The organism is Trinickia sp. (assembly GCF_036503415.1).
Classification (GTDB): Bacteria; Pseudomonadota; Gammaproteobacteria; order Burkholderiales; family Burkholderiaceae; genus Trinickia.
In genome coordinates this window covers 1-21,012 of sequence record NZ_DASXWY010000151.1, presented here as the reverse complement: position 1 = coordinate 21,012, position 21,012 = coordinate 1, and the positions used below count along the sequence as shown (strand labels likewise).

Sequence of the window (21,012 nt, the reverse complement as noted above, 5' to 3'; positions counted from 1 at the left end):
CTGGCATATAGCCCTGCTGCATGGTGTGCGAACAGATTACCCCGCGTGTGACAGGTCGGAGAGCGCTGCCAGGGGCATGTGCCAGGGCGACCAAATAACCCCAGACGTCGCATCGATTGACGACAGTCAAAGCGCCTTATTCGGGTGCGCGACCAAATAACCTCACGGAACAGCGGCGTTGTCGGCGGTGATCAGAGGCGACGCGCGACCAAATAACCCCGAGCACCGAGTCGCACTGGCTGCACGCGCGCCAGTGAGGTAGTAATGCCTGACCCACAGGCAGGAACTACATCATGAGTACAACCCCTCTCCCTAGCTTCATCTCTGAAGGCGATTCAAAGACGGTGGATGCGATGCTCGCGTTTTTCTTGTATGAGTGCCCGTCGAGCATGATCCCATCGCAGGACGAAGTGGCTGCATGGGCGCTAGCCTTGGCAGAGCGGGGAGATGAATTTGCCGGCCACGCCGAGGCGTGCAGGAAATGGGCGAAGGGGGAGGACTAGGCCCCGCGTTCTACAATCGAAAACTAGATCGAGCCAGGACGCGCTTTCGCAGGCGGTTGTTGCAGCGTCTTTGTAGATCGAGAAATTTGGTAAGTGGCTGATTTGTTTGATGTTTGTTGAAGCTTTGTAATCATCAGGTGGCGGGTTCGAGTCCTGCAGCCGGCACCATATGCTTCTCCCGACGACCTCCGAAGTCGTCCGAAAACCCCGCTAGAGCCCTTGATTCTGCGTGGTTTAATGAGATGGTCAGCCTGACCGAAACCGCCCGATCGGCTTACGCTGATCGGGCGGTTTCCTTATGAAAGATTGCCATGGACAGCATCTCGTTGATCGGAATCGATCTTGGCAAGCATTGCTTTCACCTTCACGCCCAGTCGGCATCGAGCCGCATGGTGTTTCCCAAGAAGCTGACGCGCAGCCAGATGTTCATGCTGCTTGCCAATGTCGTTGTACGGTGGTCATGGAAGCATGTGCTGGCGCGCACTGGGTCGCCCGTCGCATTCAAGAACTCGGGCATCACGCGAAGCTGATCTCCCCGCAGTTCGTGAAACCTTTCGTGCAAGGCAACAAGAACGACTTCGCCGATGCGCAGGCGATCTGCGAAGCGGCATCGCGTCCGAGCATGAGGTTCGTCAGTCCGCGCAACGAGGTGCAACAGACGATCTCGGCTCTGCATCGGGTACGCGAAGCGCTGGTGCGCGACCGGACTAGCACCGTCAACGAGATCCATGCTTTTCTGCTGGAATTTGGGGGCAGCCTGCCCAGGGGGGGCCGTCATTCGTCGACTTCCAGCCGTGCTGGCGGCGCACGCTCTGCCGCTGCAGCTCATTGCGCTGCTCGAGCGCCTGCAAGCGCATTTCAAGTACCTCAATGAGCAAATCGCGCAGACCGAAAGCGAGCTGATACGGGAGCTGCGGCAGGATGAACGCAGCCAGCGCCTGTCGGAGATTCCCGGCATCGGTCCGATCACGGCCAGCGTGCTGGCCACTGAATTGGGTGACGCCCGCCAGTTCGCAGCATCCCTCGGGCTGGTCCCACGCCGCAACGCTGCTGGGAATCAGTAAGCGCGACGATAGGCATTTGAGGCGGCTGCTCGTGCAGTACGCGCTTGCACATCGAGCGACGCACCGATCGTCTGGGCGCGTGAGTCCGCGACCTGCTGACCCGACGGCATTCCAACGTGGTGGCGTGTGCATTGGGCAACAAATTGGCGAGGATCGCCTGGGCCATCCTCGCCAGCGGAACACACTACTAGGGTCTTCAGGCTGTGGCAGCAACCTGACGCGGTGCGCCGCCTGCATTGCCGTTTTACCCAGTCACTTCCTGGTTTTGCGACGTGAGATACGTGAAGACATAAACGGCTCAACGGCCGGGCAAGCAACCTGACCAAACAAACAGCGCTCCGATGCTGCGGGTTTTTTTGAGGTTTGCCCGGCGCGGCTCTCATCATGGGGCGGGAACCTGTTCCCTCAACGACCCCGGATAGATTTGCGCATGCCCAATTTACGTCAACACCGCCTCGCTTGCAAAAGTCAGGCTGACCATAGATTGTTGTCCGATGCCGTCGGAAGGTCCGATGGCATCGAATTAGGTCCAGTAGGCTTGCTGGTATATTCGCTGGTATCGCGCAAACGCCTGTTGGTACCAACGACGTGGACCTTTCAGATCTCGCTATCCGCACGCCAAGCCACAAGACAAGCCGTACAAACTGGTTTGCTGGAGGCTTTCGGAGAAGGGCATTCCGGCAGCCACGAATCTTCGTCATCGTCAAACGGAAGTGAGGGCGGGCGTTCATGCATGTATCGCTGCCTCCTGTCGAACGCGGTCAACGTGTTTGCAAAGACAAATGGAACAGAGTGCGCCGCCTGCGAAGGCGAGCGCGAACGCGTTCAAATAGTCAAGGGGAGTTGGAGATAGCATCGCGAACTCCTAGCAGGGGGAACACCGATGCAGCGCCGCACCGGCGTAGCCACAGGAGGGGCCTGGGGCTCGCTGCAGTAATATATGGCTGAATCTCGTTTCGTTCGCCCCGCTGCGAGGTGGTGTGATGGCTGAAGGAAGGTACCGACGGACGCCCTTCAACGGCGGCGGCACTACGAGTCGGCAACGGTGTATCCCCGAGGTCCAGCAGTGCGAGGCGATTTTCGCCACCGCGGTGAAGAGCGTTCACTGGTGGCATCGCGAATTCTTTGTCGGTAGCCTGCGCAAATGGCACTTATCTGAAGCCGGGGGCGACGTTGAGCAACAAGATTCCCGTTGATTTACGAGAGCTTACGGATCGACCGCCTGTATATCGGCTTCTCGGAGTACCGGAAAAACTGCGGGGGAAGCACCTCAACCACGCATGGAAAGGTCTAGCGGGCATCCCGGGAGCAGACGAGCCTGGGATTCCGGTTGTCGTCAAATACCTCCCGAATGCCGCGCAGCTGGACATCGAACTCGCCTGTGGTCTCGCGTCACAAGTTCTCAAGCTTCCTGTACCAACCCCGGGGCTAGTAATTGCGGAGGCTGACGACTTGCCGGGACGACCCACCGGCATGAAATCAGAAAGGGTAGTGTTATTCGGGAGCCTATTTCAGCCGCCAGACCCGTTCATGGTTCGACTTGCGGATGCAGGCGAGAGCGGCGAAGAGCACATTTGGGAAAGCGTCTGCTCTAACGATACGGGGCGGGCCGGTGCCGCGTGGGACGAGTTGGTCGCGAACCCGGATCGTCACGCCCAAAACTTACTTTTTGATGGTGTCAAGTGGTGGTTGTTCGATCACAATTTGGCGCTAGAGCCGGTAACCAAACTGTATAAGGCGATTGCTGAGGCCAGCTCTCAACGGCACGTGATCACGTATACCGCCCGCATCAATCAGTTGCTTACCCAGTTGTTGAAGCGTCGGCCGGTGGATCATGGTATCGAAGAGGAAGCCGCAAAGTTTGCTCGCCACGCGCAGCGACTTAAAATGCTCGCGATCGAGATGCGCCGATGGCGGCTCCCACCCGAAGGAACGGTGACGACCACGATAAACATGGCAGCGCTGATCGTGGAGCTCATCGCATTGCGCCTGGAGCCGCTACCTCTCTATCTTGCGCAGCGCCTTGAAAGGCCCTCTGCCGAAACACTATGGAACGACTCGACGACGTGAATTTTTGGGATGCGCCACCCTACTCTGCTAGGGTGGTGCCGGTGCTATGGGAGCCGAACCACTCAACCGGCGAGAGGCTCGTCGCAGTCGTTGCCATCCGATACGAAACGCCCACCGTGGGTAGCGCATCGACGCACGTGGCGTTCGATCCGCATCAACTTCGCGCAATGCTTGGTGCGAAGCGCGCGGTCTCTGCCCTCGGTATTCTCGAGCACGTATCTGGCTTTGTCCAAAAGCAACTTGAGGCTGGCGTAGATCTTCAAGATCTTCTGGCACCATTTGACGGGTTTCGCGTCGGTGCACCGGCGCGCGTCAGGGGCTATTCCGAGCGCCAAGTGGTGGATTCGTCTATCCGGATGCTCTCTGCATTCGGAACGCGCGACGCATATAGTGAAGTCACTGAGGCGATTCAGAGGAATTCAGTTCCGACGAGTCAGTTTATAAGATCTCTTCGCACAGCATTTGCGGGCGACGATGAACAGCGTCGGCATCGCTTCAATCAACGCGTCCGCTGGCCTGGGGCACCGGAGATCACGATTGACTATGGACATGGTCCGAACCTTGTTCAGGTCACAAGCCTCCCGCAGTCGCCATCCCGTTTGATTGCGCTACAGAAAGAAGCCGAAAGCAAATTGCTAGAGCTTGATGTCGCGACGTCGCTGTTGCGAAAAGACGAGGCGATCGCATCTCCTTACTTGCTCATCAACACAGGACCGATGCACCAGCCGATCAGCGCGGAAGCTCGACGTATCGCGACTGAACTGCTGGAGAGGCTGAAGTTCATGAGCTCGCAGAAGGAAATGTCTGTGATCGAGGCCCAAAGCCCCGAGGAAGGCGCAGTATTGTTGGAAGACCTTCAAGTCCACGCTGGCGCGATTCTGGTAACCGTGCGACGAGCTTCGCTATGGGCCTAACCCTGGGAGGCGCTTGAACAACGTCACGCACTTATTGGTCACGTGAAGAACACGCGTCACACATGCAGAGAGCTTCTGCGCTTGCTCGTTGATGTCTGCGTGACCGCATACGCTGGAGCCTATCCGGTTTCTTGTGTGTGAGGCATAAACTATCGGCAAAGGAGCCGACATGCCTCGCAAACGAAAAGAAGAAACGACGATTGAGCCCGGTCGAGAGTGGAATGCGGCCGAGGCTGGCCGAAGTACTCGAGTACCCCGGTGAGTTCGTTGCCCCGCGAGCACCTTCAAAAGGTCGTGTATTCGCGCCAAAGCGCCCGTGCTGCGTATTATCGGTTCGAAGCGCTGACGGCCGAATTACTGATCCGCAACGCAGGTGCCGATCCGGATGCGATTCAGGCTCCGGACCGTACCGACGACGGGGAGGATAGTGGCCTGAATCCCCGCCGCCGGTGCAGGGAATGTTCGACGAGTGGGCGGATGACTGATCCGCCACCGTGGAGTCGCAGTCATCGCGTCCTGCGACTCCATGCCAGCGCGCCGCAGGAGGCACGCTGTAACTTGGGACAGGCGGGAGTTCGCCACAGGTGGGTTAGACTTTGGAACCTCGGCTGAACTGAACGCCAAGGCCGGGCACGGATGCACTGGTCCCCGCTATGCCCAACTGTTCCTGTCCGCAAGCTACGCTGGCGAGCTGGAAACCACATAAACAATCAAGGACATACGAAATGGCCGGCTCGACGTTTCAGACCAACCCCTACGATCTCTACAAGCTCTTGGAAGATTGCCATCGTGGTGTGCTGCAACTGCCCGACTTTCAGCGGAGTTGGGTGTGGGATGAGGATCGCATCAAAAGCCTGATTGCGTCGATCTCCCGTGCTTTTCCCGTAGGCGCGCTCATGACGCTTGAAACCGGTGGGGAAGTGAACTTCAAGCCCCGGCCGGTGGAGGGGGCGCCAATCGAGGCGAAGACTCTTACGCCGAATTCGTTGCTGCTGGACGGGCAGCAACGGATGACTTCGCTGTATCAGGTAACACTTCGCGGCAAGGTCGTGGAGACAGTTACGCCGAAGAACAAGAAGGTAAAACGCTGGTTCTACATCGACATACGCAAAGCGCTGGATGAGACTGTTGACCGCGAAGAGGCCATCGTCGGCGTGCCCGAGGACAGGGTAATTCGTACTGATTTCGGTCGCGAGGTGGCCCTAGACCTCTCCGCCCCCGATAAGGAATACGCGGCGTTGATGTATCCCGTATCGCAGGTTTTCGACTGGGACCGGTGGCAGGACGGCTTCGATAAGCACTGGCGTGGGGACGAGCATGAGGCAGTGCGCGAGGCTTTCCGCGCCTTTAAACGCCAAGTGTTGGAGAGTTTCAAGTATTACCGCGTGCCCGTGATTTCGCTGGACCGAACCACGTCGAAGGAAGCAGTGTGCGTGGTATTTGAGAAGGTGAACACCGGCGGCAAGCCGTTGGATGCATTCGAGCTAGTAACGGCAATGTACGCGGCGGATGGTCATGAGTTGCGTAAAGATTGGTACGGCAACGACGAGCAAAAGGGGCGGCACCGCCGATTCGTGGACATTCAGCGACCGGCGGACTCCGAGGCAGGAATTATCGCCAACGTTAGCAATACCGACTTTCTTCAGGCAATTTCGCTGTTTTATACGCGGGACCGCCGCCGCGAAGCGGAACGCGCCGGCAAAACTGGTAAAGAGCTTCCTGCTGTGATCGGCAACCGTCAGGCGTTGCTGAATCTGCCGCTGGCGGCTTATAAGCGGTACGAAAAGCAGGTCGAGCATGGTTTCGTGCAGGCCGCCAAGTTCTTGCATATGCAGCATATCTACCGGATCTTCGACCTTCCCTATCAGTCGCAGATAGTGCCGCTTGCGGCGATCATCGCCGACATCGGCGACGCTTGGGAGCATGAGGCAATTCGCGCCAAACTTGTGCGCTGGTATTGGAATGGTGTATTTGGGGAGCTGTACGGCTCCGCAGTGGAGTCGCGTATTGCTCGCGATTTCATGGAGGTTCCGCGCTGGCTTCAAGGCGGCCCTGAACCCTCCACCGTGAGCGAGACCGTTTTCCGTGCCGACCGACTGAAGACGATGCGCATGCGCTTGTCGGCAGCCTACAAAGGCGTGAACGCGCTGCTGATGAAGGAAGGCGCGGAGGATTTTCGCTCCGGGCAGAAGTTTGACCACACGGTGTTCTTTGGCGAAAACGTCGATATTCATCACGTCTTTCCCCAAGATTGGTGCAAGAAGCAAGGCATCAAGCCGGCCGTTTATGATTCCATCATCAACAAGACGCCGCTGTCGTTCCGCACCAACCGTATCATCGGGGGTGTCGCGCCGTCCGAGTATTTGGCGAAGCTGGAGGGCGGTGATAAAAATACGCCGTCGATCGACCCGGAACGGTTGGATGGCTATTTGGCTTCGCACCTGATTGCCCCGGCACTTCTGCGCAGCGACGCGTTCGAAGCTTTTATGGTCGACCGGCAGAAGCGTTTGCTGACCTTGATAGAGCAGGCGACTGGCAAAACCACGTACACGGAGACGGGGGATGAGCGGGAAGAGGGCGAGGACGTCTCCATCGATGAGGAAAACATCGAGGCGGACATGGTCATAGCTTCGTGAAGGTGTCGGGTACAATCCGCTGTGCTTCGCAGGCAAGGTGATTCACCTCTAGCGCAGGGTGTCGATAACGATCGTTCCAGTGAATGACGGATTCCATGCCGGATATGGAAAATTTTGTTGGTATTCTTGTCGATACTTTTGCGGTATGAACAAATCAACTGTTTGATTTGAAACTGTTTTTTATCGCGAATTTGAGTCCTGCAGCCGGCACCAAACAAAACAAGGGGTTGCGTGATATTCACGCAACCCCTTGTCGCATTTTGGCCCCTCCCGGTACACTGCGCCGTCAGAACCCGCCTGCTCGGTCCGGATGCGCGGTCTGCCAGACGATCAAGACCGCACGGACAAGTGCGGCGATTTACGGGGTGTTTAAAAATCAGAATGGCGAAGCAACGACGCATAACCCGGGAGAGCAAGCGCATTCGCGCTCACTTCCATATCACCGACTTCAATAACGGCGGCATCGAATCGTCGCTCTTGCAGTGGCTGCAGATCCTCGATCGCAGCCTTTTTCGCGTGTCGCTGTCGGTGACCTATGCGTCGCCCGCGCTGGAACACCGTTTCCGCGCGCAAATCCCGGCTGACGTTCCCATCGAAGTACTCGCGGACCGGCCGTGGCTCCGATACTTTCAAAGCAGACGTCACCAGAACCGCCTTGGAAAACCGGGGCGTGTCGCACGCGACGTACATTCCGCACTGGTCGTGCGCCCGCATGTGGCAAAGCGGATCAAAGCGATCGCATCCGATGTCGATGTCATCATCGACTACGATATGTCGCTGCGGCGGCTGTGTGGCCAGTTCGATGTGGCGTGGCTCGGCATCCATCACTTCAGCTTCCGGGCGCGGCTGAGCGGTCGCGCGAATCGAGTGCGGCGCTTGCTGCGCCAATACGGTGGATACGATTGCCTCGGCGCGCTCAACGAGCAGATGGCCGAGGAAGCCATGCAAATGTTTGGCAGCCAGCTCAAAGGCGTCGCGGTGCTGCCCAACGCGATCGACGTCGAGGCCGTACGCAAGCGCGCAGCGGCTGGCCACTCCGAACTCGGCCTCGGGGGCCCGTATATCGTTTCGGTCGCGCGCCTGGACGAATTGCAAAAGGACCATCGCACATTGTTGCGCGCGTATGCGGCGATGGTGCGCCAACACGCGGTCGACGAGCAGTTGGTCATCGTCGGCGACGGTGCGCACCGTAACGAACTGGAAGCGCTCGCTCGCGAGCTCGGGATTGCAGGGCGTGTCCATTTCACGGGCCAGCTCGACAATCCGCATCCGGTCATGGCGGGTGCTTCGATGCTCGTACTGAGTTCGAAGAACGAGGGCATGCCGATGGTCCTCATCGAAGCGCTCGCGCTCGGTCAAGTCGTCGTGGCGACCGATTGCCCTACCGGGCCGCGCGCAATCCTGAATCACGGCAAGGCGGGCGTACTCGTGCCCGTTGGCGACGTCGACGCTATGGCTGCGGCGATGGCTCGCCTCATCAACGACGAGCCGCTCAGGCAGGCATACGCCGAGGTGGCCGTGGCGCGTGCGGCGTTCTTCGACGTCAAGCAAAGCAATCAGCGGCTCTATGACTGCCTCGAAGACATCCGTTCGGCGCGCCGCAAGATCGCCGCGTAGCATAGCCGTCTCCGGTCGGGCGGCATCGCTGCCGAACGCCTCGTTGGTCCATTCGCGCTGTCGCACGTCAGAACATCATAGTGACGCTTGCGCTTGCTTCCCTTTGTCCTAGAAACGGCGCTGATCGGAGGATTCCAATCGCGCCAAACCCCTCGTTTGGTCCGCTGCTGTCGCTTTTGAATCGAGCGACGAACCCCGCCCCTTCCGTTGGTCCGAAAAACCCCTCAGTTGAGGGCTGTTCCCCCTCCGTGAAATAGATTTCGAGGCTGTTCGACGTCAGGCGCGCGACCGTTCTCGTGGCCAACGCGGCCGCCCTCGGCCATCCGCCGTCCGACGTCGCTCACGCAGGCCCGCGTTCGTGGTCCTGCGTCCGTCAACTTCCTCGGAGCGTTCGGAGAAACAATGAAGCGAGATTATGGGCGCCGCTGCGCGCTATCGGTCAAGCGTGCAGTTGCGTTGACCGCACCGGTTGCACTCGTCGTGCTGGCGGGGTGTAACGGCGGCGATGACAAAAAATGGTGGGACCACAGCAAGGCGGAAGCGCCGAAGTCGGCGATCCAGGTCGCCGGTCAATCGGTGTCGGTCGAAGGCGTCGACGGAGAGGTCGATGTGCTGCTGCTTTCGCCGACCTCGGCCAGTCTCGATACGATATCGGGCTTCATGGGCACGATGAAAACGGCCGAACTCAAGGAAGCCGCGCCTGGCGCCTACATCGCCTTCGGCGATCACCTTTCGCTGCTCTCGGGTACCGTGACCGACCTGGCGGGCGATGGCTCCTATGCAATCGGCAAGTGGACTGACGGCTCCGATTCGTCCGGTGCGACCTACAACCGGAACCAAGGGCGTGTCTGGGCCGTGGGGCGGCCTGTCGATGTCGACCTCAAGCCGGGCTCAGTGATGCACTGCACACTGGCGTCGAAAACGCAGCCCGCGGCGATGGACGGCAACACGGCACCCGGCACGCTACTCGACGCATCGGCTGAGATTCGTCGCGGCTCGGATAAGGACCGGGCGGAGATGACGCTTTCGCTTCGTTACTCGATCGGGCAGGACGCGCAAACCGTTACGCTCGAGAGCCTGCCCGGTGGTTATACCTCGCGGCACAAGGAAGTGTCCCATAACGGTGCCCAGCGTTCCGAGCGATATGCCGTGGCCAGTCGCTTTCTCGGGCGCGATCCTCTGAGACCTTACCTGGCGGCGAGCTATACGTTGCATTCGCCCACTGCCGGTGTGATCTCCGGAATGGTGGCCTTGAGCTGCTCCTAAACCTTGGTCGCGGCGGACGGGCGTTCGAGCGCGTTGTGACGTGGAAACGAAAGCGTCACCGTGAATCCGCCTGATGCGGGAAACGAGAATGCAACCCGTCCGCCGTGCGCTTGCATCACTTCGCTGACGATCGCCAAGCCAAGGCCCGAACCTGTGCCGTGCTCGCTGCCGTTGCCCAGGCTGACGAACGGCTGCAGTACGGCTTCCCACTGTTCGCGGGGAATACCGCAGCCGTTATCGCGCACCGTCAGCTCGACGGACGTCGTCGTCGACGCCACCGATACGACGATCTCGTCGGCGCGGCCGTGAGAGAGCGCATTGTGCAGTACGTTCGAGAGCGCTTCGCGCAAGCTGATGCCATCGCCGACAATCTCGGTGCGGGCAGCGTCGCTCTCGAACGCGACGGCGACATCGCGATCATCGGCAAGCGGGATCGTCCGTCCGAGCACCTCCTTCGCGAGTGCGTTCAGATCGAGCGGCGCAAGCGCGACGAGCTCGGAGCGGTGGATGACCATCGCATGATTGAGCAACTGGCCGGTGAGCCGCCCCACGTCGGCGCAGGTGTCGCGCAACGCAGCAAGCCGCTCTCGATCGTGAATCCCATCGTGCTCTGCGCCGAGCAGTTCGATTTGCGCATCGAGTCTCGCAAGCGGTGTGCGCATCTGATGGGCGGCGTCCGCGATGAAGCGTTGCATCGATGCAATCCGTTTCGCGAGGCGCTGCATGAGAACGTTGATCGCGCCGATGATCGCGGCAATCTCGCTGGGCGTGTCGGCGACGACAGGGCGAAGATCCGCGGGATCGCGCGCTGCGATGATCGCTTCGATCTGCGCAAGCGGACGCAGCCCCCGCTTGATGGCCAGGCCGCTCGCACCGATCGCGAGCAGGCTCATCAGCACGATCAGCGTCCACACTTTCAGACTCATGTCGTTGGTGAGCTGCTGCCGTGCATGGGTGGTCTGCGCAACGGTAATCGTCGCCCAACCCGGCACGGTTTCCTCGGGCATATAGCGCGCAATCGTGACGATGCGTACCCGCTGATGCTGGTATTCGCCGCTTTCGAACTCCGGGCCAAGCCGCGTCGCGGCACGCGTTGCGCGGCTCGCAAGTGCGGGATCGCCGGCAACGACCAGACCGCGCGAATCCGTCACTTTGTAGTAGACGACGTCGTAGCTCGATAGTGTCGAGAATGCGGCAACGGGCGGATTGAGTGCGAGCACGCCTCCTTGCACGTACAGGTTTTCGGCTACCTGCACGGCGGCGCCCGACAACAATTGATCGTACGCCCGCTCGGCTGCGACGCCCGCGTAATAGCGGGCAATGACGGCAAGCGCAATCGCGCCCGAGACGACGACGAATGCGATGAACAACAGCGTGCGCCCGAAAAGCGTGCGCTTCATCGTTTCAAAGTGTCGCAATCTGATACCCCATGCCGCGTGCCGTCCGGATTTCGACCGAGCTGCCCTGAAGCTTTTTGCGCACGCGCGTCACGTACTGTTCGACAGCGTTCGTGCTGGGTTCCTTATCGAAGCTGAAGAGCTGGCTGAGCAGCTCGTCCTTGGAGAATATTCGCTGCGGGCGGCTCGCGAGAATCTCGAGCAGCGCGAATTCCTGGCGCGATAGCGCAAGCGGCTTGCCATCGAGTTCGGCGAGCCGGTTACTGCGGTCGATGACGAGCGTGCCTACCCGGACGACATCGTTTGCATGGCCGCTTTGACGGCGCAGTAGTGCCTGCACGCGTGCGTCGAGCTCGCGATAGTCGAATGGCTTCACGAGATAGTCGTCCGCACCGAGGCCCAGCCCGCTCACGCGGTCGTCGATCGTCGAGCGAGCCGTCAGCAGCAATACCGGTGTCTTGCCGCCCGCCTCGCGCATGCGACGCAAGATCGTGAAGCCGTCCATCGAAGGCAGCATCACGTCGAGCACGACGAGATCGAACGATTCGGTGTCGAGCAGCGCGTCAGCCATCGCGCCATCGGTTTCGAGGTCCACGGCATGGCCGAGCCGCGACAGGCGGCTGCGAATCGCGGCGCCGATTTGTGCGTCGTCTTCCACGACGAGAATACGCATGATGCTGCCCTTGCTATTTCCTTTGGCGATGTCATTGGCTCGCGCTGTCGGCCGTTGCCGATACGCATGCGGCTGTCTGCTTATGACCTGCGCGGTTCCATCGCGGATAGAGGGGTTTTCCCGAGTCGCGCTTGTCAGCATTTTCTCAGACTCGCCCGGTAATCTCCGTCCATAGAACGCATCGAGCGGCGACTCTTGCTGGTGAAGGTCTGCGAAGGCGCTCGCATAGGGGAAAGGAGGGGAGACGATGATGGCGAATCGACGCCGCCGCGCATTGACGATCGCGGCGCTCGGCGCATCGCTCGCGCCGTCCCTCGCCTTGCCACGGCCGCGCGAGGTACGCATCTCGAAGGGCTATGGGGTGCTTTATCTGCCATTGCTCGTCATGGAGCAACAGCGTCTGTTCGAAAAACATGCGGCACGTCGTGGCATGGGACAGGTTTCCGTCAATTGGGTACTGCTCGACGGAGGCAATTCGATCAACGACGCGATGATGGCAGGCACGCTCGATTTCGCCGGAACCGGCGCGCCGGGCTTCATCGAACTGTGGGCCCGCGCCCGTGGCATTCCGAATGTCGAGGTCATTGGCGTGAGCGGTCTCGGCCGTGCGCCGCTCTCGCTCAACACGAACAAGGCGTCCATTCGGTCGATCGCCGATTTTTCGGCGGCGGACAAGATCGCCGTGCCGGGCATCCGCACGTCGTTATCGGCCGTCGTCCTGCAAATGGTGGTCGCCAAGCAGCTCGGGGTGCGGCAATTCGCGCGGCTCGATGCGATGACCGTCAATTTGCCGCATCCGCAAGCGATGCAGGCGCTGGTTCGCCGTCAGGGCGGCGTGACGGCGCATTTCTGCGCGCCGCCGTTTTCCTATCTCGAATTGCGCCAGCCGGGTATCCACCGGGTGCTGAACGCGAGCGACGTGTTGGGGCCGCTGACGCTCGACGTGGTCTTCGCGCCGAAGAAGGTCGTCGATACCGAACCTGTGCTCGTCGAAGCGTTCCTCGACGCATTGGATGAAGCGAATCGGCTCATCGAAAGCGACCGGCGGCGAGCGGCTTCGATTTACGTGGCGGGTTCAGGCGTCGAAGTGTCGGCCGATGACGTCCTGCAGATGCTGTCGGACGAGCAAACGCATTTTTCGGCTGTGCCGAAGCAATTGATGGACTACGTGGAATTTCTTTCCTTCACCGGGACCATCAAGGCAAAGCCGCGCCGCTGGCAGGAGATGTTCGCTCCGACGCTGGCGCGCTATGGCGCGATGTAACGAGCGGTGCCCGCGGGCAGCGCAACGATGAACCAGAAGACCGGCTATGCCCGGACCCGAACTCAAGTCGATACGAAAGAGGAGCCTACCCTGTGAACCCAAGCGATACCCTTCACTCGCCATCAGCCGAAGAGCGGCACGTCATGGCCAAGACGGCACGCCGTCTGATGCCGATTCTCGTGCTCATGTTCCTCATCTCGTTCATCGATCGTCAGAACGTCGGCTTCGCCAAGTTGCAAATGGTGCACAGCCTGGGCATGACCGAAGCCGCTTTCGGTCTCGCCTCGTCGCTCTTTTTCATCGGCTATTTGCTGTTCGAGGTACCGAGTACGCTCGCGCTCCACCGGTTCGGCGCGCGCGTCTGGCTCGCGCGCATCATGCTGACCTGGGGTGCCATCACCGTGCTGATGGGCTTCACGACCTCGATGGGGGTTTTCTGCGGCCTGCGCTTCGCGCTGGGGGTCGCGGAGGCCGGCTTCTACCCGGGAGTCATCTACTATCTGACGCTCTGGTTCCCGCAGAGTTACCGAGCGCGCGTGCTGGGCATCTTTACGCTGGGCAGTGCGCTGGCCAATATGCTCGGCTCGCTCGTGGGCGGTTGGCTGCTGAGTCTCGATGGCGCCTTCGGGCTGGCCGGCTGGCAGTGGGTCTTCGTGGCAACCGGTTTGCCCGCTGTGCTCGTCGCACTCGTCGTCTTCAAGATCCTGCCCGCATCGCTGCAAGAGGCACGTTTTCTCGATGCACGCGAAAAGCAGATCGCACTCGCGGCGCTCGAGCGCGAGAAACCGGTCGACGCGGTGCACGAGCATCCCTGGAAGGCCTTGCTCGATCCGCGTGTCATGCTGTTCGCCTGCACCTATATGCTCATGTCGACGTCGCTGTACGGCGTGACCTACTGGCTGCCGACGCTCGTCAAGTCGTTCGGTGTCGCCAGCACGACCAACGGTTTGCTGAGCATGCTGCCCTGGGCCATCGCCGTGCTGCTGCTGCTCTACTTGCCGGGCAAGCTCAAGCGCAGCAAGGGCGTTCTCAAGGCGATCGCCGTCGTCGCCGCGGTGGGTGCGCTCGGTTTCACCTGCAGTCTGCTGTTGCCGACGACACCGCTTCGCTTCATCGCACTCGTGCTCGGCGGGGCATGCATCCCGCTGCTCTATCCGTGCTTCTGGTCGATGCCGCCGCGTTACTTCAGCGGCGCGCGAGCAGCGGCAAGCGTGGCGGCGATCAACTCGATCGGCAATCTCGGCGGCTTTTTCGGCCAGAATCTCATGCCTTATGCGGGTAAGGCCACAGGCACCGCGTTTGGCCCCATGATCGTGCCGATCGTTTGCTTGAGCGTCCTTTGTTTCGGTGCCGCCATCGCGTGGTTCCAGACCGAGCGGCGGCTCATCGTCGCGCAAGCCTGAGGCAGCGGGCTGCGAAGGCTTGGCGGCGACCGCTCAACGACGCCTCCATGTTGTCGAGCGTGCCGTCAAAGCCCGCCGCCGCCGCTTTGCCCATCGTCTCCCGCTGCGCGCGCCTGGGCCCAAAGGTTCAGGAGCGCACGCGTCTGAGCTTCGATCGTCCTTTGTATCAGCGCGCTTTTCTCGGCATCGATTTGCGTCCACTCGAGCAGCGTCAGCGCTGAGCGCGGAGCGACATTGAATACCATCATCTGGCCGTGCAGGCTCAAGAGGCGAATCCGCGTAACCGGATCGTCGATGCGCGTGCCCCCGATGCGCGCAACCAATTCCGTACCGACGCGGTTCAGTGGCGCGCGCATTCGCGTTTGCAGAATTTCCGACGCGATCGACGGCTCCTGCCCCGTTTGCTCCCGTACGAAAAACAGGCGTTGACTGGCTGTCGCAGGTGACAGGAACATCCGCTCGGCGATCACCCGCTGGATGTCGATGAACGCGTCGATCAGAGCAGGCGTGTCCGCACCGGACGCGAGCTTTTCGTTCGCGCCTTGCACGACCGGCGCGAAGCGTTCCCAGACTATCTCCGCAATGTGCTCTGCGCAGGCACGATAGACCCCTTCCTTGTTGGCGAAGTAGTACTGCAGCGCCGGGGCATTCACGCCCGCCCGCGCGGCGATATCGCGTGTCGACGCGGCGTCGAAGCCGCGCTCGCCAAACAGCTCGATGGCCGCGTGAATGATGCGCAGCCGCGTTTCGTCGCCGCGCGCATACCCGCCTTGCGCGGGGCGCCGGCCCCGCTTCATTTCATTCATGGGCTTCGTGCTCCTCACGTTCTCGCCTGGATCGACCTGTTGCCCGAGGCAAAAATATATCACTTGACACATTTTTTCCAAGTGGAATAAATTGAGCGCCTCGTATCAACCGGAATCGAACATCATGTCGGAGACGATCGATGCCTCCCAGCGCATCGACGGGCCGCGCTCGGGGCGCGGCGCGCCAGGGCGCCGCAACAAACGTGTACTCCTCGCAGTCGTGCTGATCGCCCTCGCGATAGCGGGTGCATCGTGGTTTGCATACTGGTGGACGCACGGGCGTTTCATCGAAACGACCGACGATGCCTACCTGCAGACCGATAGCGTCACGATCGCACCGAAAGTCAGCGGTTATGTCGCCGAGGTGCGGGTCGCGGACAACGAGGCGGTAGCGGCCGGCGCGCCGCTCGTACGGCTCGATGTGCGCCAGTATCAGGCTGCCGTCGATCAGGCGCAGGCGACCGTCGACGCGCGCGCCGCCGATCTCGCGCGCGCCGAGGCCGACGTCGAGCAGCAAAAGGCTATCGTCGCGCAGGCGCAGGCGGAGCAGCAGGTTGCGCGCGTCGCGCTCGAGCATGCCGCGGACGATGTGCGGCGCTATGCGCCGCTGACCGCGCAAGGCGCGGAAACGGCGGTCCATCTTGCGGAGCTGACGAGCACGCGCGATCAAGCGCGCGCGACGCTCACGGCCAAGGCGGCCGCGGTTCGCTCGGCGCAGGCTCAGGTGACATCGATGACGGCGCAGATCGCCCAGGCGCGCGCGCAACTGGAAGCGGCGGGTGCGAGTTTGCGTCAATCGCAGCTCGATTTGCAAAACACCACGCTCGTGAGCCCGCTCGCGGGCCGCGTGGGCGATCGCAGCGTCCGGGTCGGCCAATACGTTCAGCCGGGCACGCGGCTGATGTCGGTCGTGCCGGTGCACGCGGTTTATCTCGAAGCCAATTTCAAGGAAACGCAAATGCGGCGTATGCGGGTGGGACAGCCCGCGACGCTGCATGTCGATGCGCTGCGCGGTGTCGACCTGCATGGCGTCGTCGATAGCTTCGCGCCCGGCACCGGGGCACAGTTCGCACTACTGCCGCCCGAAAACGCGACGGGCAACTTCACGAAAATCGTCCAACGTGTGCCGGTTCGCATCCGCATCGAAACCGGCAGTGAAACGCGCAATCTCCTTTTGCCCGGGCTGTCGGTGACGGTCGATGTCGACACGCGCTCGGCCCGTGACGAGGACAAGCGCGTCGTCAGCGAGAATCGGCATGGCTGAGTCGGCATCGGCTGCCGGCCTGCCCGATACCCCAGCTCATGGCGAGCGGGCGAGCGCTGCCGACTGGATCGCGGTCGCGGCCGGCGCGCTCGGCGCGCTGATGGCCACACTCGATATCTCGATCACGAACTCGGCGCTGCCGCAGATTCAGGGTGCCGTAGGCGCGACCGGCACTGAAGGCACGTGGATTTCGACCGGCTATCTGATGTCCGAGATCGTCATGATTCCGCTCGCGGCCTGGCTCACGCGCGTATTCGGCCTGCGTAACTTCCTGCTCGCGAACGCGGCGCTTTTCATGGCGTTTTCGATGATGTGCGGCATGTCGGTATCGCTGCAGGCAATGATCGTCGGCCGTATCGGGCAGGGCTTCACGGGCGGCGCGATGATCCCGACCGCGCAAACGATCATTCGCACGCGATTGCCGCGCGCGCAGTTGGCCATCGGCATGACGATCTTCGGGCTCATCGTCCTGCTCGGTCCGTTGCTTGGCCCCGTCGTCGGCGGCTGGCTTGCCGAGAACGTCTCGTGGCGCTGGTGCTTTTTCATCAATCTGCCGGTATGCGTCGCCCTTCTGGCGCTGCTTTTGACCGGATTGCCCAGTGAATCGCCGCGCTGGCGCGAATTCGTGGAGGCGGATTGGATCGGCATCGTCGGCCTGTCGATCGGCCTGAGCTCGTTGACGGTCGTGCTCGAGGAAGGGCAGCGCAACCAGTGGTTCGAATCGAACGAGATCGTCGCCATGAGTGCGATTGCGGCGCTCGGTTTCGTGCTGATCGCGGTGTCTCAACTCGTTGCCCACAAGCCGATCATGCGGCTCTCGCTGCTGCGCAACATTCGGTATGCGAGCGTCATTCTCATTGTCTCGGCGGTGGGGGCGGGCATCTACGGGATTTCTTATCTCGTACCGCAGTTCCTGAGCCTCATCGCGGGCTATAACGCCGAGCAATCGGGCGGCATCATGTTGCTTGCGGGCTTGCCGGCGTTTCTCGTGATGCCCATTTTGCCGCGCTTGCTGAACAAGGTCGATTTTCGGGTGCTGGTAGTGAGCGGTCTGGGTTGCTTCGTGATCAGCTGTTTCATCGATACCGGGCTGACGTCGCAAAGCGCCGGCCACGATTTTCTCTGGTCGCAACTGTTGCGCGGCGTGGGACAGATGCTCGCGATGATGCCGCTGAACCAGGCATCGATGGCGGCCGTGTCGCGCGAGGAGTCGGCGGATGCGGCGGGCCTCTACAACATGGCTCGCAACCTGGGCGGCTCGGTCGGCCTCGCCATCATCGGCGTGGTCATCGATCGTCGCAACAGCTTTCATATCGAGGCCATTCGCGAGTCGGTGACAGCGAACTCCCTTCGCGGGCAGGAGCGAATCGCCGCCGACGCGGCGGGTTGGCTCGCCCGCGCGAGCGATGCGGCTCACGCGAATAGGCAGGCGCTTGGCCAGCTCGCCGAGCAGATTCAGGTGCAGGCGATGGTGATGACCTATTCCGAAACCTTCTACGTCCTGGCCATCGCGTTGCTCGTCTGCATCCCGCTCGCACTGTTATTGAGAACGCCCAAACAAGTGTCTGTCGACGCAAGTGCAGCCGGTCACTGACCGCGTCCATTCCCGGGCATCGGGGTTGCTACGCAGACCCAACCGGCTTAGCCGCTCAGGACCGGGTGCGACGTGCCGACACGGCAGTGGCCCTCGACGGCACGCCCCGCTACGGAATCTCGTCGAGGACGGCATATATTCTCGGTAAGATATGAAAAATCGCCGGGGGTGACGTGTGCTGACATCGGAGTCGGGTGAAAGGGGGCGCGGCGCCGGTTTGGTGCGGCGCATCTACGTCATCCGCCTTGTTGGCTATGTGATGGGATTGCCGCCCATCCTGCTCCACCTGCATGCGCAGCATGCCGGGGCGTGGCTCCTTGCGTCCGTTTTGGTGATTTGCCTGATATGGCCGCATGTGGCCTATCTGCAGGCAAAGCGGTCGGCGCAGCCGATCGTGCGCGAAAGAGTGAACCTCGTCTGCGATTCCGCGTGGGGTGGGTGGCTCGCGGTCGCGATACAGCTCGCACCGATCGGCACGATCGTAATTCTGCTCATGTTCGCGCTCGACAATATGGCGGTAGGCGGCTGGCGGCTCTTTTTGGCCGGCACGCTCGCAAGCGCCTGCGCGATCTTCCTCGGTGTCGTCATACTGGGTGCGCCGTCGGTACTCATCGGCGCCGAGTCCTACATCGCCTTCGCGTGGCTGCCCGTTGCCGTGGTCTATCCGCTCGTGCTCGCCAAGACCACGCACGATGTGTCCGCCAAGCTCATCGAGCGCTCGGCGCGGTTGCGCGAGCTGAGCGAACGAGACAGCCTCACGGGACTTGTCAATCGCGGCACGGTAGCCGGGAGCCTGCAGGCGCTGCTGGCCGAGGCGGAGGGCGCGCAGGAGCGAATCAGCGTGCTCTTTATCGATCTCGACGGCTTCAAGACCGTCAACGACGCATTGGGCCATAACGTGGGCGACGAACTGCTCGTCAAAATGGCTAAACGGCTCGCGGCGTGCGCGCACGATGACGAGATCGTTGCACGCTACGGCGGCGACGAGTTCGTCATCGTTGCGCGCCACAGCAAGGAAAATGGCGCCGATCGCCGATCGATACTGTCCGAGGCCGTGCTGCAAGCCGTCTCCACGCCGATCGACGTTGGCGGACACGAGCTCTTGCTCGGAGCGAGCATCGGCGTCAGTTCGTTTCCCGATGACGGCCGCGATGCGGCCGGTCTGCTGCACAGCGCCGACATCGCGATGTATGCCGCCAAGAACCGCGGCCGCAACTGCTATGAGCTCTATCAGCCGAGGATGCGCGCCGAAGCGGATGCCCGGTTGCGGCTGTCGGCGCGGTTGCGAAAGGCCATCGAATCGGGCGGTCTGCGTTTGCACTATCAACCGCAGGTCGACATGCGCACGGGCGAACTGCGTGGCCTGGAAGCGCTGGTTCGCTGGAATGACGTCGATTTCGGCGAGATCCAGCCCAGCGATTTCATCGCCGTAGCCGAGACTGCCGGACTCGTCTCGCATCTTGGCGAATGGGTGCTGGGCGCAGCCTGTGGGCAGGTCGTCGCGTGGCAGCGCTTGGGTGTGCGTTTGCCGCGCATTTCAGTCAACGTTTCGCCGCTCCAACTGCAACGTGCGGATGTGGTCGAAACGTTCGAGCGAATCTTGAACGAGACGCGAATCGATCCGGCGTGCGTCGAGCTGGAAGTGACCGAGACGGCGCTGATGCGCCAGCCGGAAACTGCGGCGCGGCGCCTCGGCGAATTCCGACGCGCCGGCATCACCATCGCGATCGACGACTTCGGCATAGGTTATTCGAGCCTGGGTCAATTGCGCACGCTGCCGATCGACCGCATCAAAATCGACCGCGCATTCGTGGAAGGGATCGGCGCGGGCGACTCCGGCGCGATCGCGACTGCAATCGTGACGCTCGCCAAGACCCTTGGCCTCGCGGTCATTGCGGAGGGTGTCGAGACGGTCGCGCAACGCGATTTTCTGCTCTCGCTGGGCTGCGTCGACGCGCAGGGCTACCTTTACAGCAAGCCGCTCGATGTCGACGCTGCGACGCGCCTGCTGGTTGACGGCGGCACCTTGCCGCAGTTGGGCGATGCGCCATGCGATGGACAAGGACGCATCGTGGTCTGACGCGGCGAGGCGCGCCGCCTGCTCCACGACGCACCCTCCGTGCCTCCTCAGGCGGGAACCGTGCGCACCGCACGTGCGCGCGCTGGGAAAACCTTGAAGAGAAAGTCCAGATCCGTATCGCCGAAATTGCGCGCATAAGCCGTGATCGCATCGCGGTCGGTGCTCGACCAGTACAGGTCGTTCGCGAAGAACAGCTCCGGCATCGTCACGTACGCAACGTTCAGCTCGGCGAGCGAGGGCAGATGAAAATCGGTATGGCCGTCTTTCTCATAGTCGTCGGCCCATTGGGCGGCAGGGTGCGGCAGTGCGCGTGCGAGCAGTGCTTTTGTATTCGCTGCGCCATCGGTTCTGCTCGTGGCCTCCGGTACATGATCCGAACCCCACTCGATGTCGACGGCTTCATCGATCGAGAACACCAGATGCTTCGGTTCGTGGCCCTCGTAATCGGGCATGATTCCGGC

14 protein-coding genes and 2 pseudogenes are annotated in these 21,012 nt (G+C 61.4%); 12 read left to right on the top strand and 4 right to left on the bottom strand.

The genetic code is table 11. The features are described 5' to 3' along the window. Positions 1–293: 293 nt before the first annotated feature. From VGL01_RS18605 to VGL01_RS18575, 7 genes and pseudogenes are all read left to right on the top strand, one after another. Positions 294–503, top strand: a complete 210-nt coding sequence (locus VGL01_RS18605) for a hypothetical protein (RefSeq protein WP_331571911.1) — start codon at positions 294–296, stop codon at positions 501–503. A gap of 311 nt (positions 504–814) precedes the next feature. Next, positions 815–1,758 (top strand): annotated as a pseudogene (locus VGL01_RS18600) (IS110 family transposase). Between the two features lie 982 nt (positions 1,759–2,740). Beyond that, complete coding sequence (locus tag VGL01_RS18595; RefSeq protein WP_331571909.1) at positions 2,741–3,637, top strand: hypothetical protein; 897 nt, start codon at positions 2,741–2,743, stop codon at positions 3,635–3,637. Next, a complete protein-coding gene (locus VGL01_RS18590; RefSeq protein ID WP_331571907.1) occupies positions 3,616–4,551 on the top strand; it encodes a hypothetical protein in 936 nt (311 codons plus the stop codon). Before VGL01_RS18595 ends, VGL01_RS18590 begins: the two co-directional genes overlap by 22 nt. 725 nt (positions 4,552–5,276) lie before the next feature. Beyond that, entirely contained in the window at positions 5,277–7,187 is a 1,911-nt protein-coding gene (locus VGL01_RS18585) for a GmrSD restriction endonuclease domain-containing protein (protein ID WP_331571905.1), read from the top strand. Between the two features lie 381 nt (positions 7,188–7,568). Beyond that, the gene (locus VGL01_RS18580; protein ID WP_331571903.1) at positions 7,569–8,804 is read left to right on the top strand and encodes a glycosyltransferase; all 1,236 of its coding nucleotides are present in this window, start codon (positions 7,569–7,571) and stop codon (positions 8,802–8,804) included. 402 nt (positions 8,805–9,206) lie between these two features. Then, positions 9,207–10,070: a hypothetical protein gene (locus tag VGL01_RS18575; RefSeq protein WP_331571901.1), complete on the top strand. Its 864-nt coding sequence runs from the start codon at positions 9,207–9,209 to the stop codon at positions 10,068–10,070. Here the strand turns inward: VGL01_RS18575 and VGL01_RS18570 are convergent. Continuing rightward, positions 10,067–11,470 (bottom strand): sensor histidine kinase, encoded by a 1,404-nt coding sequence (locus tag VGL01_RS18570; RefSeq protein WP_331571899.1) that lies wholly within the window; start codon positions 11,468–11,470, stop codon positions 10,067–10,069. The genes VGL01_RS18575 and VGL01_RS18570 overlap by 4 nt on opposite strands. A gap of 4 nt (positions 11,471–11,474) precedes the next feature. After that, positions 11,475–12,140 (bottom strand): response regulator transcription factor, encoded by a 666-nt coding sequence (locus VGL01_RS18565; RefSeq protein WP_331571897.1) that lies wholly within the window; start codon positions 12,138–12,140, stop codon positions 11,475–11,477. 247 nt (positions 12,141–12,387) lie between these two features. On the opposite strand from VGL01_RS18565, the gene VGL01_RS18560 reads away from it, so the two are divergent. Both VGL01_RS18560 and VGL01_RS18555 read left to right on the top strand, forming a co-directional pair. Continuing rightward, positions 12,388–13,404: an ABC transporter substrate-binding protein gene (locus tag VGL01_RS18560; protein ID WP_331571894.1), complete on the top strand. Its 1,017-nt coding sequence runs from the start codon at positions 12,388–12,390 to the stop codon at positions 13,402–13,404. A gap of 92 nt (positions 13,405–13,496) precedes the next feature. Then, positions 13,497–14,807 carry an MFS transporter gene (locus tag VGL01_RS18555; protein WP_331571892.1) on the top strand — a complete coding sequence of 437 codons (1,311 nt, stop codon included), beginning with the start codon at positions 13,497–13,499 and terminating at the stop codon, positions 14,805–14,807. A gap of 65 nt (positions 14,808–14,872) precedes the next feature. Here VGL01_RS18555 and VGL01_RS18550 read toward each other — a convergent pair whose 3' ends face one another. Beyond that, complete coding sequence (locus tag VGL01_RS18550) at positions 14,873–15,613, bottom strand: CerR family C-terminal domain-containing protein (protein WP_331571890.1); 741 nt, start codon at positions 15,611–15,613, stop codon at positions 14,873–14,875. Between the two features lie 124 nt (positions 15,614–15,737). Here VGL01_RS18550 and VGL01_RS18545 point away from each other — a divergent pair, with 124 nt between their 5' ends. The 3 genes from VGL01_RS18545 (at position 15,738) to VGL01_RS18535 (ending at position 20,551) form a co-directional block, all read left to right on the top strand. Beyond that, a complete protein-coding gene (locus tag VGL01_RS18545) occupies positions 15,738–16,877 on the top strand; it encodes an HlyD family secretion protein (protein WP_331571888.1) in 1,140 nt (379 codons plus the stop codon). Then, positions 16,870–18,471 carry an MDR family MFS transporter gene (locus VGL01_RS18540; RefSeq protein WP_331571885.1) on the top strand — a complete coding sequence of 534 codons (1,602 nt, stop codon included), beginning with the start codon at positions 16,870–16,872 and terminating at the stop codon, positions 18,469–18,471. The genes VGL01_RS18545 and VGL01_RS18540 overlap by 8 nt, the downstream gene beginning before the upstream one ends. A gap of 220 nt (positions 18,472–18,691) precedes the next feature. Further along, complete coding sequence (locus VGL01_RS18535; RefSeq protein WP_331571883.1) at positions 18,692–20,551, top strand: putative bifunctional diguanylate cyclase/phosphodiesterase; 1,860 nt, start codon at positions 18,692–18,694, stop codon at positions 20,549–20,551. A 47-nt stretch (positions 20,552–20,598) separates the two neighbouring features. On the opposite strand, the pseudogene VGL01_RS18530 reads toward VGL01_RS18535, so the two are convergent. Beyond that, positions 20,599–21,012, bottom strand: a pseudogene (locus VGL01_RS18530) (hypothetical protein); the annotation flags it as partial.